The sequence below is a fragment of the Streptomyces sp. NPDC054863 genome (assembly GCF_053610825.1).
Genome location: NZ_JBSGZD010000175.1, coordinates 1 through 16,865 on the forward strand (window position 1 = coordinate 1; position 16,865 = coordinate 16,865).

General features: G+C 70.5%; 10 protein-coding genes and 1 pseudogene. 7 read left to right on the forward strand and 4 right to left on the reverse strand.

The features are described from left to right. Positions 1–16: 16 nt before the first annotated feature. Together ACWGIG_RS25885 and ACWGIG_RS25890 are read right to left on the reverse strand one after the other, a co-directional pair. Complete coding sequence (locus ACWGIG_RS25885) at positions 17–1,744, reverse strand: acyl-CoA dehydrogenase family protein (RefSeq protein WP_453324075.1); 1,728 nt, start codon at positions 1,742–1,744, stop codon at positions 17–19. A 306-nt stretch (positions 1,745–2,050) separates the two neighbouring features. Then, positions 2,051–2,482: pseudogene (locus ACWGIG_RS25890) on the reverse strand (aromatic-ring hydroxylase C-terminal domain-containing protein); the annotation flags it as partial. Here ACWGIG_RS25890 and ACWGIG_RS25895 point away from each other — a divergent pair. Both ACWGIG_RS25895 and ACWGIG_RS25900 read left to right on the forward strand, forming a co-directional pair. Next, a complete protein-coding gene (locus tag ACWGIG_RS25895) occupies positions 2,386–4,230 on the forward strand; it encodes a chitinase (RefSeq protein ID WP_453324066.1) in 1,845 nt (614 codons plus the stop codon). The pseudogene ACWGIG_RS25890 and the gene ACWGIG_RS25895 sit on opposite strands and share 97 nt — an antisense overlap. A gap of 300 nt (positions 4,231–4,530) precedes the next feature. Further along, entirely contained in the window at positions 4,531–5,154 is a 624-nt protein-coding gene (locus ACWGIG_RS25900; protein ID WP_453324067.1) for a TetR/AcrR family transcriptional regulator, read from the forward strand. A 28-nt stretch (positions 5,155–5,182) separates the two neighbouring features. Here ACWGIG_RS25900 and ACWGIG_RS25905 read toward each other — a convergent pair whose 3' ends face one another. Beyond that, positions 5,183–8,476, reverse strand: coding sequence for a bifunctional cytochrome P450/NADPH--P450 reductase (locus tag ACWGIG_RS25905; RefSeq protein WP_453324068.1), 3,294 nt, complete (start codon positions 8,474–8,476; stop codon positions 5,183–5,185). 334 nt (positions 8,477–8,810) lie between these two features. After that, a complete protein-coding gene (locus ACWGIG_RS25910; RefSeq protein WP_453324069.1) occupies positions 8,811–10,022 on the reverse strand; it encodes a LacI family DNA-binding transcriptional regulator in 1,212 nt (403 codons plus the stop codon). Positions 10,023–10,254: 232 nt separating this feature from the next. On the opposite strand from ACWGIG_RS25910, the gene ACWGIG_RS25915 reads away from it, so the two are divergent. The 5 genes from ACWGIG_RS25915 to ACWGIG_RS25935 form a co-directional block, all read left to right on the forward strand. Next, a complete protein-coding gene (locus tag ACWGIG_RS25915; RefSeq protein WP_453324070.1) occupies positions 10,255–11,550 on the forward strand; it encodes an ABC transporter substrate-binding protein in 1,296 nt (431 codons plus the stop codon). 16 nt (positions 11,551–11,566) lie between these two features. Further along, the gene (locus ACWGIG_RS25920) at positions 11,567–12,565 is read left to right on the forward strand and encodes a carbohydrate ABC transporter permease (protein ID WP_453324071.1); all 999 of its coding nucleotides are present in this window, start codon (positions 11,567–11,569) and stop codon (positions 12,563–12,565) included. After that, on the forward strand, positions 12,565–13,479 hold the full coding sequence (locus tag ACWGIG_RS25925; RefSeq protein WP_453324072.1) for a carbohydrate ABC transporter permease: 915 nt from the start codon (positions 12,565–12,567) through the stop codon (positions 13,477–13,479). The genes ACWGIG_RS25920 and ACWGIG_RS25925 overlap by 1 nt, the downstream gene beginning before the upstream one ends. A gap of 58 nt (positions 13,480–13,537) precedes the next feature. Beyond that, the gene (locus tag ACWGIG_RS25930) at positions 13,538–14,791 is read left to right on the forward strand and encodes a glycoside hydrolase 5 family protein (RefSeq protein ID WP_453324073.1); all 1,254 of its coding nucleotides are present in this window, start codon (positions 13,538–13,540) and stop codon (positions 14,789–14,791) included. A gap of 92 nt (positions 14,792–14,883) precedes the next feature. After that, on the forward strand, positions 14,884–16,865 hold a 1,982-nt coding region (locus ACWGIG_RS25935), incomplete at its 3' end, for an alpha-mannosidase (protein ID WP_453324074.1).

Consider the following 16,865-nt stretch of genomic DNA (forward strand, 5'->3'; position numbering starts at 1 on the left):
CGCTACGACGCCGTCGTTACGGCGCCATCTCGTAGGTTCCGGACAGGGCCTCGACCTGCTCCCAGACCCTGGCCGAGCGGGCGTCGTCCACGGCCGGGCGGCGGATCGCGGAGAGCGCCCAGTTCTGCTGCTGCTCGGTCGCGGAGTCCTTGCCGTGCAGTTCCACGGCGTGCGCGGAGAAGTCCCGTACGAGAACGGCGAACAGCTCGTCCAGGACGTCCTCGTCGAGACCGGTCAGCTTCGCCTGCTCCAGGATCAGCTGGCCGTGCACGACCAGCGCGAACAGCTGGCCGACCGCGAGCAGCAGGTCGAGGTCGCGGCTCTGCTCCTTGTCGGGGGCGGCGGTGGTGACGAACTCGCAGAGCGCGTCGGCCTGTTCGCGCAGCCGGGCCACGTTGGGCAGGGTCGCGTACGCGTCGAAGGCGGTGCGCCAGTCGTGGAAGCGGATGTCGCCGAGGCCGCGGGCCGGGCCCTGGCGGAAGAGGAAGTCGTCGTCGGCCGCGTCGAGGCGGGTCGGGACGTTCTCGTACGGCGCCGGGTCCAGGAGGTGGTTCTTCATGAACTTCAGGATCAGGGCGAGGTTGACGTGGACCGTGCCCTCCAGCTTGGGCAGGCCGCGGATCTCGACGGCCGCCTGGGCGAAGTAGTTGTCCTTCTCGAAGCCCTTGGCGGCGATGACGTCCCACATCAGGTCGATGACCTTCTCGCCCTCCGTGGTCACCTTCATCTTCGTCATCGGGTTGAAGAGCAGGTAGCGGCGGTCGTCGGGGCCCGCGGTGCGGAAGTAGTCGACGGCGCGGTCGCTGAAGAGCTTCATGCCGACGAGGCGTACGTACGCGTCGGTCAGCTCGCGGCGCACGTGCGGGAAGGCGGTGACGGGGCGGCCGTAGAGGATGCGGCCCGTGGCGTGGGTGACGGCCTCGTACATCGCGTGCTCGCAGATGCCGATGGAGGCGGTGCAGAGGTTGAACTTGCCCACGTTGACGGTGTTGAGTGCGGCGTCGAAGGCGGCCTTGCCGGTGTGCAGGACGTCGGCGGCGGTGACCGGGTAGTCGGCCAGCCGGAACTCGCTGACGTACTTCGACGAGTCGACGACGTTCTTGACGAGGTGGTACGCCTCGTGGCGGCTGTCGGCGGCGAAGAAGACGTAGCCGTCCGGCCCCTCGACGTCGGTGCGGCGGCCGAAGACGGAGACGAGGCCGGCCGCGTTGCCGTTGCCGATGTAGTACTTGGAGCCCGAGGCGCGGAAGCCGCCGTCGCCGTCGGGGGTCAGCAGCATGTCGGTGGAGTAGATGTCGGCGCCGTGCGACTTCTCGGACAGGCCAAAGGCGAACACCTCGCCCTGGTCGAGGAGTTCGGCCGCGCGGGCGCGGGCGGCGGCGTTGTCGCTCTGCCAGACGGGGCCGAGACCGAGGACGGTGACCTGCCAGGCGTACCAGTAGTCGAGCCCGTAGAAGCCGAAGATCTCGTTGAGGGCGGCGATACGGGCGGTGTCCCACCGCTTGTCCGGGTTGCCTCCGGCGGCGGACGCCGGGGTGAGGAAGGTCGCGAAGAGCCCTTCCTTCGCGGAGAAGGCGAGGAAGTCCGCCAGCCAGGCGCGGGTGCGGTAGTCCTCGATGAGCCGGCGCTTGCCGCGCGCCTCGAACCAGTCGACGGTGGCGCGCAGCAGCCTGCGGGTCTCCGGGTCGAAGCCCTGGGGGTCGTAGGTCCGCGGGTTGAACAGGAGGGACGTGGACTCGGCCATGAGGGGATTGCCTTTCGGGGCGGCGGCGGGTCTGCCGTGACGTGACGGACCGGTGGGCTCGGTGGGGTCTTGGGTCGGTGGGGCGTTGGGCCCACGATCCGATCTTGCTATGCAACTTGTTGCACAAACAAGGCGCCGCCCCGGGTTGAGACACGGCTCACGGCTGCCGGCCGTCCTCCTCCGGGGCCGCGAACCAGAGCGCGACGGCCGTCCGCAGCACGGCCGGATCGGCCCGGGGTCCGGGGCGGGTGCGCCGCAGGCCCGGGCGACGTAGCCGTCGGAGCGGATCAGCAGGCCGGTGAGGCCGGCCGGGCCGCCCTTCGCGACGACCAGGTCGACCGCAGCCCGGTCCTTCACCGGCGCCGCCGCGAGCGAGCGGGGCTCGGTCAGGTCCACCAGCAGCGGGCGGGCGTTCCCGGCGAGCTCCGCGAGCCGGACCCTCCCCGCGTCGGTGATCAGCTCCAGCTCCGGTGCGAAGTGGCCGACTGCCGGAGCTTGCAGGAATCGATGTCCGACGACTGCCGTGCGGATGCCGTCCGCAGCCTTGACAACATGATTGGTCTGGACCAAATTGAGCGCCCTCCGTACCGCCGATTCCCCCCGCTCCGGAGGCAGTTGTGGACCGTTCCCGCCCGTTCCCCGTGTCCGGACCCCGCACACTCGGACGTATCGCCTCGTCGGCCGTGATCGCCCTGACCGCCCTCGCGCTCGCCGCGGCCGGCCTGACCACGGCCACACCGGCCGCCGCGGCGACCGACGTCGAACTCGCCCGCAACGGCGGCTTCGAGTCCGGGCTCACGGGCTGGACCTGCACCGCCGGAGCCGTGGTGAGCACCCCCGTCCACGGCGGCACCTCCGCGCTCAAGGCCACCCCGGCGGGCAGCGACCACGCCAAGTGCACGCAGACCGCCACCGTCCAACCCCACTCGACGTACACCCTCAGCGGCTGGGTCCGCGGCAGTTACGTCTACCTCGGCGCGAGCGGCACCGGCACCACCGACGTGTCGGCCTGGACCCAATCGGCCGATGCCTTCAAGCGGTTGAGCACCACGTTCAGGACCGGTGCGAACACCACCCGGGTGACGATCTACACCCACGGCTGGTACGGCACCCCCGCCTACTACGCCGACGACCTCAGCCTCTTCGGCCCCGGCGGTTCCACCCAGCCCCAGCCGCCCGCCCCGCCGACCGGCCTGAAGGCGGACACCGTCACCTCGACCAGCGCCGCCCTCAGCTGGTCCGCGTCCACCGGCGCCACCTCGTACGCCGTCTACCGCAACGGCACGAAGGCGGCCACGGTCGTCTCAACCTCCGCCACCCTCACGGGGCTTGCTCCCGCCACCGCGTACAGCGTCCAGGTGGCGGCCCTCAACGCGGACGGCGAATCGGCCAGGTCGGCCGCACTCACCGTGACCACTCCCCCGGGCGGCGGCGACCCCGACCCGGGCGGCGGGCTGCCCGCCCACGCGCTCATCGGCTATCTGCACACCAGCTTCGCGAACGGCTCCGGCTACACCAGGATGGCCGACGTCCCCGCCTCCTGGGACGTCATCAACCTCGCCTTCGGCGAGCCCACCTCGGTGACCAGCGGCGACATCCGCTTCAGGCTCTGCCCCGTCGCCGAGTGCCCGACCGTCGAGTCCGAGGCCGACTTCAAGGCCGCCGTCAAGGCCAAACAGGCGCAGGGCAAGAAGGTGCTGATCTCCATCGGCGGCCAGAACGGACAGGTCCGCCTCACCACGACCGCCGCACGCGACGCCTTCGTCTCCTCCGTGTCCAGGATCATCGACGAGTACGGGCTGAACGGCCTCGACATCGACTTCGAGGGCCACTCGCTCTCCCTGGACACCGCCGACACCGACTTCAAGAACCCGACGACCCCCGTCGTCGTCAACCTGATCTCGGCGGTCAAGACCCTCAAGGCGAAGTACGGCGACGGCTTCGTCCTGACCATGGCGCCCGAGACGTTCTTCGTGCAGCTCGGCTACCAGTACTACGGCGTGGGCAAGTGGGGCGGCCAGGACCCGCGTGCCGGCGCCTATCTGCCGGTGATCCACGCACTGCGCGACGACCTGACCCTGCTGCACGTCCAGGACTACAACTCGGGGCCGATCATGGGCCTCGACAACCAGTACCACTCGATGGGCGGCGCCGACTTCCACATCGCGATGACCGACATGCTGCTCACCGGCTTCCCGGTCGCGGGCGACGCCGGCAATGTCTTCGCGCCGCTGCGTCCGGAGCAGGTCGCCATCGGAATGCCCGCCTCCACGCACGCCGGAAACGGGTGGGTCTCCTCCGCCGAGACGAACAAGGCACTGGACTGCCTGACGAAGAAGACGAACTGCGGCAGCTACCGGACCCACGGCAGCTGGCCCGCGCTGCGCGGCCTGATGACGTGGTCGATCAACTGGGACCGGTTCAACGGCCAGGAGTTCAGCCGCAACTTCGACGCGTACTTCGGTGCGTACTCCGCCGGCGGCTGACCCCCGCGGCCGGTCCCCCCTGTGGTGGGACCGGCCGTCCGAGGAACGCGGCAAGCCGGTCGACGGCCGGTACGCCCTCCTTGACGGGTCGCGGCTCACCGAACCGCCCCTTGCGGGACGGGCCGAGGCCGGGACCTGTCCTCCAGCATCGCTGCGAACACCAGGTCCATGCCGACAGGACGGACCCCACCGACGGACCCCACCTCCGCGCCTCCCCCGGCGGCGCCGTCACGCCCACTGCCCGGCCGTCGGGGCCGAGCGGGCGACTTGCTCGACCGACTGAGTCGGTACGATGCGGTCATGGCTCACGTGACCGCGGCCGAGCGCCGCCCCCAGCTGATCAAGGCGGCCATCGCCCTCATGACCCGGGAGGGCGTCGCCGCCGGAAGCACCCGTGCCATCGCCGCCGAGCTGGGCGTCGCGCAGGCGACGGTGCACTACACCTTCGGCACGAAGGAGGACCTGTACCGGGCCGTCATGGAACAGCTCACCCACAAGCTGGTCCGGCACGTCCAGGATTCCGCGCCCCTGGACGCCGGGTTCGAGGAGACCGTCGCCGCGATGACCGCCGCCCTGTGGCGCACGGTGCGCGAGCAGCCGGCCGACCACCAGCTCCTGACCGAGCTGAGCATGCTCGCGCTGCGGACACCGGCGCTGCGCGAAGTCCTGGACAGCCACTACCGCGAGGTGCTGGACGTGACGACGCGGCTGGTGGGCGAGGCGGCCGAGCGGACCGGCCACCGGCTCGCCGTGCCCGCCCCGGCCGTCGCCCGGTACTTCCTCGCCGCCTTCGACGGGCTTACCCTGCAGCATCTGACCCTGCCCGACGAGGAAGCCGAACTGCCCGGTCTGCAGGCCCTGGTGTCCAGCGTCGTGGCTCTGGCGGGCGGCACGCTGACCCCCGTGCCGATGCCCGCCCTCTGAAGCCGCCCGGCACGGCTCGTCGTACGGGTCAGCCCGTCCAGACGTCCTCGACGTAGCCGCCGGACTCGACGAGGGCGGCCAGCCAGGCGGCGGCCTCCTCGTCACCGGCGCCGGTGTGCCTGCGGTGGACGGCCATGAAGGCCTCCCGTACCGCCGGGGCCATGCGCAGGCCGTCGCCGCAGACGCGGATCCGGCCGCCGGACTCCAGTACGTTCCAGATCTCGTCGCTCTCCCGGGCGATGCGGTCCTGGACGTACCGTGCACCGTCCTCGGGGGCCCCGGAGAACGTGGGCCGCATGCTGACCGCACCCGCCGCCTCGGCCCTCTCGAACTCCTCGCGGTGCAGTTGGTCGACCTCCGGGTGGTCGCAGCCGAAGTAGCAGAGCAGCGTGCCGGTGGACCCGCGGTGCAGCCGGTCCAGGACGGCCCCGCGGAAGGGTGCCAGGCCGGTGCCTGCGCTGACCAGGACGGCGGGGGCGTCGTCGGCGGGCAGCCGGAAGGGCTCGGCGCAGGGGAGGACCCTGGCCCGGACACGGTCCCCGGCCCGGAGGGTCTGGACGTAGCCCGAGGCGATGCCCCGGAAGGTGCCTTCACCGGCGCGGTGGGGCGCGGCGAGCAGCGACACCATCAGCTCCACCTCGTCGGGCGACGCCTGTGCGGAGGACGAGATCGAGTAGTGGCGCGGGCGCAGGACCGGCAGCATCTCCAGGAACCGTTCGAACGGCAGCCCGCAGGCGGGGTGGCTCTCCAGCAGGTCCAGGACGCTCCGCCCGGCGGCGGTGACCTGCTCGCGGAAGGCCTCGGGGCCGCAGGCGGCGAGCGCCGCCAGGGGACGCCGCTCGGGCGGGCAGGCGGTGTGCTCGGCGAGGAGGGCCAGGTGGGCCGGGACCGCCGGATGCTGGAGCTCCACGAAGTCGGTGAGCAGCCGGCGCAGGGTCAGCGGCCGGTCGACGGGCAGCGCACTGCGGCTGTGCCGGCGGGCGCGCAGCCGGACGGTGCGGTCCAGGTCCAGGCCGAACCGGTCGGCGACCCGCTGGACGAGGGCCTCGGGGTTGTGCGGCAGGACGGCCAGGTGGTCGCCGGTGCGGTAGCTGACGCCTTCCGGCAGCCGCAGCTTCACGTAGCGCTTGGATCGGCCCAACGGGTGTGCCGTGTCGACGAGTTCGTACGCGTCGATGACTTCCATGGGCTGGACGCCGTGCCGGGCGGCGAGTTCCCCGACGACGGATGCGGTGGCGTCCGTGAGCTCGTACAGCCCCTGTTCCGCCTGCGGTGCGGGCGGGCCTGTCTCGCTGAAGGCCCCGCCGGACGCCTCGCCGACGGCCTCTCCGTACTGGTCGAGCAGGGCCGTCTCCAGTGCGGCGCTCCAGCGGTCCACGGCCCCGGCGAAGTCCCCGGAGGCGTCCGCGATCCCGCGCTCCAGGAGCGGGACGGCCCCGGCCGCACGGAGCCGCTCGTCGATCAGTGCCGGTACGCGCTGGTAGGTGGCGGCCCAGTTGCGGTCGCCGACGCCCAGTACGGCGTACCGGAGTCCGTCGAGCGAGCCGGGCGCCAGCCCCTCCAGCCGGTCGACGAATTGGGCGGCGTCGTCGGTGGGGCGGCCGTTGTAGGAGGCGGCGACGATCACCACGGGGCCGTCGGCCGCGGTGAGCCTGCCCGCTCGCTCGTCGAGCGGGGCGACCACGGCGGTGAACCCGTGTCTGCCGCCGTCGGCCGCCAGGTCCTGGGCGATGCCCGCACAGGTGCCCAGGTTGGAGCCGTGCAGCACGGTCAGCGCGGTCGCGGCGGCGCGCCGGGCCTCGGGCCGGGCGCGGCCGACGGGCGCGCCGTCGGCCACGGCGTGCACCCGGCGTTCACCGGCCGTGCGCCGGGCCAGCTTCAGGGTGAGCCCGTCCGGCTTGATGGTGAGCGACTGCTGAATCTTCAGCGGGTAGTCGGTGTGGTCGATCAGCCGGTAGCGGTGGACCAGCAGTCCGAGCAGCAGGGTGGCCTCGTGCAGCGCGAACTGCCGCCCGATGCAGGCGCGTTCACCGCTGCCGAAGGGCTTGAAGAGGTGGACGGGGCGGTCCGCCTCGCGCTCCGGGGTGAACCGGTCGGGGTCGAACAGCCCGACGTTCTCGCCCCAGGCGGGGTCGCGGTGCAGGGCCGGGGTGAGCACCATCAGCGTCTCGCCCTTGCGCACCGGGTACGTACCGCCGATGACGGTGTCCTCGACCGGCTCCACGGCGAAGGCGGGCGCCGTGGGCCACAGCCGCAGGCTCTCGTTGAGGACCTGGCGGAGGTACGTCAGCTTCCCCACGTCCCCGTACTCGGGGTCGGGTGCGTCCGTGTCGCCCCACAGCGCGTCGACCTCCGCCTGGGCGCGGGCCAGGACTTCGGGGTGCTTGGTCAGGTAGTACAGGGCGAACGACAGGGCTCCGCTGGTGGTCTCGTGTCCCGCGATGAGGAAGGTGATCACCTGGTGGCGGATGTTCAGGTCGTCCAGCGGCTCGCCGGTCGCGGGGTCGCGGGTGTGCAGCATCCGGCCGAGCAGGTCGTCGGTGCGGGCGTCGCCGGACGCCCTGCGCCGCCGGATCACCTCGTCGACCAGGTCCGACATGAATGCGGCGTCCTGGCGGAACTGCTCGGCCTGCTTCCACCTGAACAGTTCCGTGCCCGGGATCGACTCGCCCTTCGCCTGGGTGAAGGCCAGCGCGCGTCCCATCGCCCCGACGAAGGGGTGCGCCTCGTCCCGTCGGAACGACTCGAAGTCGTAGCCGAAACCGCACAGCCCGATCGTGTCGAAGGTCAGCCGGGTCATGTCCTCGGGCACGTCCACCGGGCCACCGCCGACGGCTCCGTCCCCCTCGACGGCACCCTCCCCCTCGGCAGCCCTGTCCCACTTGGCGATCAGCGACCGGGCGACGCCGAGCATGGTCCGGTGGTAGCCGCGCATGGCGCCCAGCGAGAACGCCGGCATCAGGATGTCGTGCGCCTTCTGCCAGTTGGGCTCGTGGGTGAAGGCGGTGAAGAGGCCGTCCCCGGCGATCCGCCGGATCTCGACGAGGTCCGGGTGCACGTTCTTGCGGAACCGGCTCTCGTCCGACAGTTCGGCCACCAGGTCCAGGCCGCCCACGACCACGAACTCGGTGCCGAAGACGCGCACCCGGTACACCGGGCCCAGCTCCTTGACCTCCTTCATCAGATGAACCAGCCCGTCGGCCCCCTTCGGGATGCCCAGGGCGTGCCCGATCACGGGGAGCGCCGGACGCTCGGGGATCTCGGTGAGTGTCGGGGTGGTCGTGGTCGTGGTCGTGGGGATGGGGGTGGAGGTGTGAGTCATGGGCCCGCCTTCCGTGCCGTGTCCGCAGTCGTCCGCGTGTGACTGCATTCACCTTAGCGCCCGACATTGTCGGGTGACAATGTCGGTCGATTGTGTCACTTGACACGGCTGTACGGAGCAACCGGCAGGGGTCGGTACGCGTCGGGCGCCGGGCCGGCTGTGGGGGAAGTCGGAGCGCGGCCCCGTCGGGGGCCGCGGAACACGGCGTCGGGACGCGGGCGGCGGGGGCCGCGGCCGGTTCGTCGAGGAAGGTTGCGTACGGGCGGGACCCGCAGGTCAGTACGCGTACGGGCGGGACCCGCAGGTCGGTACACGTACGGGCGGGGTCCGCAGGTCAGTTCAGTACGGAGCGCGGCGGCGGCACCGCAGCGAGGTCCTGACTCTGTGCCGCAGCAGGCCCCTGGTCCTGGTCCTGGTCCTGGCTCTGCGGTGGCGGCGCGGTGCTCTCGCGGGGTTCGAGGCGGGGCAGCGGGTCCTGGAGGCAGCGCGGTTCGGAGCCCGCGAGGAGACTCAGCACCTCGGTGGCCGCCCGGTGGCCGAACGCTCCCGGTTCGCGGGAGAGCGAGGTGATCCGGGGGTGGTAGGTGCGGCAGATCGCCGAGTCCTCCCAGGACACGACGGACACGTCCTGCGGGATGCGCAGTCCGCGTTCGGTGGCGACGCCCGCCGCCGCGACCGCCATCACCTCGTTGTGGCAGATGAGCGCGGTGGGCTGCATGGCGCCCGAGAGGAGCCTGCGGGCCGCCTTGGCGCCCTGCCGGTCGGTGAAGTCGGTGGTCACGGAGACCGTGTGATCGAGCCCCAGGCGCCGGGCGGTGGAGCGCAGGGCGGCGATGCGGCGGGCCGTGTGGGCGAGTCCCGGCGGGCCCGCCATGTGCGCGATGCGGCGGTGCCCGAGCTCGTAGAGGTGATGGATGATCAGGTCCATCGCGCCGGCGTCGTCCGCCCACAGGTTGGACAGCCTGGCCCGGCGGCCCGAGCCGAGGACGGGCATGGGCACGGACCTGGCGGAGCCCGGCCGGGCGGCGCCCGGTGTGTCCATGGCGCCGACGACGACGGCGGGCAGGCCGAGCACCGACAGGACGTCGGGGCGCGGGTCGCTCACCCTGGGGTCGACCACGATCACCCCGTCGACGCGGCCCTCGGCCCACCAGCGCCTGTACAGGTCGCACTCGGCGTCGATGTCGTCGACCATCTGGAAGACCAGGGCGTGCCCGTGGGGTGCGAGACCGGCCTGGATGCCGGACACCACCTGGAGGAAGAACGCCTCGACGCCGAGGCTTCCGGCGGGGCGGGCGAGCACCATTCCGATCGCCCGGGACCGCTCGGGCACGGGGGTTCGGCCGCCGGGGCCCGTACCCCGGCCGAGCCGCTCGGCGACCTCGATGACCCTGCGGCGGGTCGCTTCGGAGACGCCGGGGCGGTTGTTGAGGGCGAAGGACACCGCGCTCGTGGACACACCGGCCTCGCGGGCGACCTCCTTGAGCGTCGGTATGCGGGGCGGCGGGGGCGCCCCGGGGCCCCAGGGACCGCTGCGGTCCTTCATTCAGAAATCCCCTCGGGTTGCTCCTGGGCGTCATCGTAACGCCCCTCCTATTGCTCACTCTATGCGGTGAAGCCACCACAGGTTTAGAGAATTTAGTTCTTTTTAGCTCCTCTGACCTGCGGTTTCTTAAATTCGGAGCGTTTATCGAGCGTTGACGTAAAGGGAATCGCATTACAGGCTGACGCCGAGCTTCTCGCACCAGGCAAGAACCCAGGCAAGGAGTAAGTCACCCATGTCCATTCGTCGCAGTGTCGCGATCCGGGCAGCCGTCGGTCTCGGTACGGTCCTCTGTCTTTCCGTTGTCACCGCGTGCGGTGGCGGGGGCAGCGACACCGCCTCGGCCACCGACGGCAAGGTAGAGGGCAGCATCAAGTTCCAGACCTGGAACCTCAGGGCGAACTTCAAGGGCTACTTCGAAGGCGTCATCAAGGACTTCGAGAAGCAGTACCCCGGCGCCAAGGTCGACTGGGTGGACCAGCCGGCCGACAACTACGCCGACAAGCTGAGCGCCGACGCCTCGGCCGGTTCGCTGCCCGACGTCGTCAACCTCTCGCCCGACCTGGCCTACCCGCTCGCGAAGGCGGGGCTGCTGCTCAACCTGGACAAGGACAAGGTCGCCTCGAAGTTCAAGCCCGAGTACCTGGAGGGTGCTTGGCAGGGCTTCGGGATGCCGGGCATGGACGGCACGTACTCCTTCCCCTGGTACCTCAACAGCGGGCCGCTCTTCTACAACAAGAAGATCTTCAAGGACGGCGGCCTGGACGCGCAGAAGCCGCCGAAGACCTTCGACGAGCTGTTCGCGACGGCGGAGCAGCTCGCGAAGAAGGGCAAGGCCACTCTCGGCCAGCCGCCGACCATCGAGGACTTCGGGCGCTACGGCGTGGAGCCGATGGACAAGGACGGCAAGAAGTTCGCGCTCAACAGCGCCAAGGGCGTCGAACTCCTCACCAAGTACAAGAAGTTGTACGACGAAGGCGCGCTGCACAAGCAGACCCTGACGCTGAAGGACGACGCGACGGGCACGAAGTTCCTCCAGCAGGAACTCGCCATGAACCCGGGCAGCGCCCACGACCTGGACAACTTCAAGAAGAACGCCCCGTCGCTGTACGAAAACCTCGGCATCACCGACGTACCCACCAACACCGGCAAGCAGAACATGTACTTGCAGGGTCTTTCGGTGAACTCGCAGAGCAAGAACGCGGCCACCGCCGTCGCCTTCGCGCACTTCGTCACCGACCGGAAGAACCAGGAGGCGTTCGGGCACAAGGTCGCGGTCTTCCCCTCCACCAAGGGCTCCCTGGAGAAGGAGTACTGGGCCAAGGAGGACGGCACCGAAGAGGGCAGGATCCGGGTCGCCTCGGCCAAGATGCTGCCGACCGCGGTGAACTACACGCCGGTGCTCTTCAGCGACGAGATGAAGACGATCCTGCGCAACGAGATCGCCAAGTGCTTCCAGGGCAAGGACAGTCCGAAGGCCGCGCTGGACAGCGCGGTGGAGCAGATGAACAAGCTCCTCGCACAGAACTGAGGGGACCGTGGCCGCTGTGAGCACCTCCCCCGCATCCGATACCGGCACGCTCCCGGCGACCGGTGCCGCGCCCGCCGGCGGCTCCTCCGCCGCCCGCCCCCGTTCCTCCGGGCGCGGCGGCGGGCAGGGCGGGCGCCGTCACCCCCGCCGCACCCACCGCGCCTTCAGCCCCTGGCTGTTCCTGGCGCCGGGCCTGCTGGTCACGCTGGCGTTCAACCTCTATCCGTTCCTCTCGACGGTGTGGAAGTCCTTCACCGACTCCCGCACCCTCACCGAGGGCAAGTTCGTCGGCCTTGCCAACTTCCAGGCCCTGTTGAGCGACGAGCAGTTCTGGGTGGCGCTGCGCAACAGCGCGCTGTACGTCGTCGTGGTCGTGCCCCTGCTGGTGTTCCTGCCGCTGCTGCTGGCGCTGCTGGTCCAGAAGCACGTACCGGGCATCGGGTTCTTCCGCTCCGCCTTCTACACCCCCGTGGTGGCGTCCGTCGTGGTCGTCGCCCTGATGTGGGTGTGGATGCTCGACGACCGCGGGTTCATCAACGGCGTGCTGCAGATGCTCGGCGTGGACCCGGTGCCCTTCCTCTCCAACCAGTGGCTGCTGCTGCTGAGTTCGATGATGCTGACGGTCTGGAAGGGCGTCGGCTACTACATGATCATTTACTTGGCGGCGTTGACCAACGTGCCCCGTGAGCTGCACGAGGCCGCCGAGGTGGACGGGGCGGGCCCGATCCGGCGGTTCTTCTCCATCACGGTTCCCGCGGTCCGTCCGACCATGGTCCTGGTGGGCGCGCTGTCCTCGGTCTCCGCCTTCAAGGTCTTCTCCGAGGTCTTCATGATCGCCGGCCCCACCGGTGGCCCCGGCGGCCAGGACACCACCCTCGTGATGCTGATCCAGCGGGTCGGCACCGGGCTCCAGGGACGCACCGGGTACGCCTCCGCGATCTCGATCACGCTGTTCGTACTGACGCTGATCCTGATGCTGTTCGTACTGCGGGCCGACCGGAAGGACAAGGACTGATGAGCACCACGACCGAAACCCCGGCCGTCCCCGCCCCGGTACGGAAGTCCGGCGCCCGGCCCGTACCCCGGCGCCGCAACTCCGGCCGCAGGACGCCCACTTGGCGGATCGTGGTCCGCTATCTGGCGCTGACCCTGGTGCTGCTGGTGATGATCGGCCCGTTCCTGTGGCAACTGTCCACGTCGCTCAAGGGCGCCACCGAGGACATCTTCACCTCGCCGCCCCAACTGCTGCCCGAGCACCCGACGTTCGACAACTACAAGGGCGTCGCGGACATCATCCCGGTCTGGGACTACATCCTGAACTCGCTGAAGGTGGCGGTCACCAACGTCCTGACCAACATCGTCGGCGCGGCCATGGCCGGTTACGCGCTCGCCCGGCTGCGTTTCAAGGGGCGCGCCGTCGCTTCGCTCGTCTTTGTGGCGGCCCTCCTCGTGCCGATGGAAGCGATCATGATCGCCCAGTTCGCGACCATGCGCAGCCTCGACATCAACGACACCCTCCTCTCGGTCGTCCTGCCCGGCTGCATCGGCGCGATGAACGTGCTGCTCATGCGGAACGCCTTCAGCGGCATCCCGTACGAGATCGAGGAGGCGGCCGTCGTCGACGGCGCCAACGTGTGGCAGCGGTTCACCAAGATCGCGCTGCCCTCGGTCAAGGGCACTCTCGCCGTCGTCGCGATCTTCGCCTTCATGGGTGCCTGGGACGACTTCCTGTGGCCGCTGATCGTCCTGTCGGACTCCGAGAACTTCACGCTCACCGTGGGGCTCAACTTCCTGCACGGCACCTTCGCGAACAACCAGCGCGTGGTCGCGGCGGGCACCATCATCGCCGTCGCCCCGCTGATCGTGATGTTCGCCGGTCTGCAGCGCTTCTTCTTCCGCGGCGTCGGCGAAGGCGCGGTCAAGGGCTGAGTTGCCCAGCCCGCCAGACCCGCCACGCCCGCCCCCGTATCTCTTCTGGAGCTCCTCGATGGCCGCACCCCGCTTCGGCGTGAACTACACCCCCAGCCAGGGCTGGTTCCACCACTGGCTGGACTACGACCCGGGCGCCGTCCGCGCCGACCTGGAGTCGATCGCCGCACTCGGCCTGGACCACGTGCGGGTCTTCCCGCTGTGGCCGTACTTCCAGCCCAACCGGTCCCTGATCAGGCCGCGTGCCGTGGAGCAGTTGCTCGACATGGCCGACGCGGCGGCCGAGTTCGGCCTCGACGTCAATGTGGACGGCCTCCAGGGGCACCTGTCCAGCTTCGACTTCCTCCCCGCCTGGACCCGCACCTGGCACCGCCGCAACCTCTTCACCGACCCGGACGTCATCTCGGGTCAGGCCGAGTATCTGAGGACGCTCGCCCAGGCCCTGTCCGACCGGCCCAACTTCATCGGCATGACCGTCGGCAACGAGGTCAACCAGTTCTCCGCCGATCCGCATCCCGACCCGGACCGGGCCACCCCCGAGCAGATCGACGCCTGGCTGACGAGGATGCTCGCCGCCTGCGAGGAGGGTGCCCCCGGCCGCCCGCACCTGCACGCGGAGTACGACGCCACCTGGTACCAGGACGACATGCCCTTCACCCCCGACCACGCCGCCCGGCACGGCGCGATGACGGCGGTGCACTCCTGGGTCTTCAACGGCACCGCCCAGTTGCACGGCCGGGCCTCGGTGCCCAGCGAGCACCACGCCGCCTACCTCGTCGAGCTGTCGCAGGCCTGGGCCCGCGACCCGCACCGTCCGGTGTGGCTCCAGGAGGTGGGCGCGCCGGCCCCGCTCGTACCGCCGGAGCACGCCGCCGAGTTCACCGAGGCGACGCTGCGGGCCGCGCTCGACTGCCCGCAGCTGTGGGGCGTCACCTGGTGGTGCTCGCACGACGTGTCGCGCGCGCTGGCGGACTTCCCCGAGCTGGAGTACGGGCTCGGGGTGCTCACCAACGACCGCAGGCCGAAGGACACCGCGCGGGTGCTGGAGCGGTACGCCCGCGAGTACGCCGACGGGACCCGCACCTTCGCGCCCGCGCCCCGTACGACCGCGCTGGTGGTGGACGCGGGCGACAGCCTGACCACGCCGGCCCGGTCGGTGTGCGCGCCGGGCGGCGCCTTCTACGAGGCGTTCTTCCGGCTCGCCGCGGACGGCGCGCGGCCCACGGCGGTCCTCGCCTCGCGCGCCGAGGACGCCGCGCACCTGGCGGCACGCGGCATCACGGACGTGGTCACCGTCGAGCAGGTCGCCTGACGCTCCCCCTGACCCCGGGGCCTCACGCCCCGCTCACGCCCCTCCCCTCATTCTCGTAGCACCAGCAGCACCGCACCGAAGGAGACCTCCCCATGCATGACGACCGCGGACTTGTCGAGGCCCGGCTCAAGCGCGTCCTCGACGAGCGCATCCGTCCTGCCGTATATCCCGTTTCGGTGCCCCTGGAGGTCGCCGTGTGGGACGCACCCGGCGAGCCGATGCCCGTCCAGGAGGGCCTGGCGGCCGAGCCGAAGCCGGTCGCGGTGGGCGACATGTGGGGCAAGCCGTGGGGCACGAGCTGGTTCACGGTGACCGGTACGGTGCCCGAGGAGTGGGCGGGCCGCCACGTCGAGGCGATCCTCGACCTCGGGTTCGACGAGAACATGCCGGGCTTCCAGTGCGAGGGCCTGGTCTACCGGCCCGACGGCACCCCGGTGAAGGGTCTCAACCCGCGCAACCAGTGGGTGCGCATCGGCGCCCCGGCCGAGGGCGGCGAGAAGGTCGAGCTGCGCATCGAGGGCGCTTCCAACCCCGTACTCCTCGACTACCACCCCTTCCTGCCCACCCAGCTGGGCGACATCGAGACCTCGCACAGCAACCCGCTGTACAAGATCGAGCGCATGGATCTCGCCGTCTTCGACGAGACGGTGTGGCAGCTGGTCATCGACCTGGAGGTGCTGGGCGAGCTGATGGCGGAGCTGCCGGTGGAGTCCGCCCGCCGCTACGACATCCTGCGCGCGGTGGACCGGGCACTGGACACGGTCAACCTCCAGGACGTCAACGGCAGTGCCGCAGCCGCCCGTTCGTGCCTGGAAGGCGTGCTGGCGACGCCCGCCGAGCCGTCCGCGCACAAGATCACGGCGATCGGGCACGCGCACATCGACTCGGCGTGGCTGTGGCCGCTGCGCGAGACGGTGCGCAAGGTGGCGCGTACGACGTCGAACATGACGGCGCTCCTGGAGGACGAGCCGGACTTCGTGTTCGCGATGTCGCAGGCCCAGCAGTGGGCGTGGATCAAGGAGCACCGCCCCGAGGTGTGGGCGAAGGTCGTCGCGGCGGTCGAGGACGGCCGGTTCGTGCCGACCGGCGGCATGTGGGTGGAGGCCGACACGAACATGCCGGGCTCGGAGGCGATGGCCCGTCAGTTCGTGCACGGCAAGCGGTTCTTCCTCGACGAATTCGGGGTGGAGAACGACGAGGCGTGGCTGCCGGACACCTTCGGCTTCGCGGCCGGACTGCCGCAGATCATCAAGGCGTCGGGCGCCAAGTGGCTGCTCACGCAGAAGATCTCGTGGTCGCAGGTGAACAAGTTCCCGCACCACACCTTCCAGTGGGAGGGCATCGACGGCACCCGGATCTTCACGCACTTCCCGCCCGTCGACACCTACAACTGCTCGATGAAGGGCAGCGAGATCGCCCACGCGGCGAAGAACTTCAAGGACAAGGGCGTGGCCTCGGTGTCGCTCGCGCCGACCGGCTGGGGCGACGGCGGTGGCGGCACGACCCGCGAGATGATCGCCAAGGCGGCCAGGCTGAAGGACCTGGAGGGCTCGGCGCGCGTCGAGTGGGGCACGCCCGCCGAGTTCTTCGAGAAGGCGCAGGCCGAGTACCCGAAGCCGCCGGTGTGGGTGGGTGAGCTGTACCTGGAGCTGCACCGCGCGACGCTGACCAGCCAGGCGGGCACCAAGCAGGGCAACCGGCGCAGTGAGCACCTGCTGAGGGAGGCCGAGCTGTGGGCGGCCACCGCTGCCGTCCGCACCGGATTCCCTTACCCGTACGAGGACCTGGACCGGATCTGGAAGACGGTGCTGCTGCACCAGTTCCACGACATCCTGCCCGGCTCGTCCATCGCCTGGGTGCACCGCGAGGCGGAGGCCACGTACCGGAAGGTAGCGGCCGAACTCACCGCGATCGTCGAAGCGGCGCAGTCGGCTCTGGCGGGCGAGGGCAGCACGCCGCTGGTCTTCAACGCGGCGCCGCACGACCGCGACGGGGTTCCGGCGGGCGGCGCGGCGGCGGCCGTACGTGCCGACGGGGCGCGCCTCACCGACGGCGAGGACGGTTCGTACGTACT

Excerpts from the sequence above, each read along its gene's own strand:
- ACWGIG_RS25885 (WP_453324075.1), bottom strand. The coding sequence starts at position 1,744 with ATGGCCGAGTCCACGTCCCTCCTGTTCAACCCGCGGACCTACGACCCC.
- ACWGIG_RS25900 (WP_453324067.1), top strand. The coding sequence starts at position 4,531 with ATGGCTCACGTGACCGCGGCCGAGCGCCGCCCCCAGCTGATCAAGGCG.
- ACWGIG_RS25905 (WP_453324068.1), bottom strand. The coding sequence starts at position 8,476 with ATGACTCACACCTCCACCCCCATCCCCACGACCACGACCACGACCACC.
- ACWGIG_RS25910 (WP_453324069.1), bottom strand. The coding sequence starts at position 10,022 with ATGAAGGACCGCAGCGGTCCCTGGGGCCCCGGGGCGCCCCCGCCGCCC.
- ACWGIG_RS25915 (WP_453324070.1), top strand. The coding sequence starts at position 10,255 with ATGTCCATTCGTCGCAGTGTCGCGATCCGGGCAGCCGTCGGTCTCGGT.
- ACWGIG_RS25925 (WP_453324072.1), top strand. The coding sequence starts at position 12,565 with ATGAGCACCACGACCGAAACCCCGGCCGTCCCCGCCCCGGTACGGAAG.
- ACWGIG_RS25930 (WP_453324073.1), top strand. The coding sequence starts at position 13,538 with ATGGCCGCACCCCGCTTCGGCGTGAACTACACCCCCAGCCAGGGCTGG.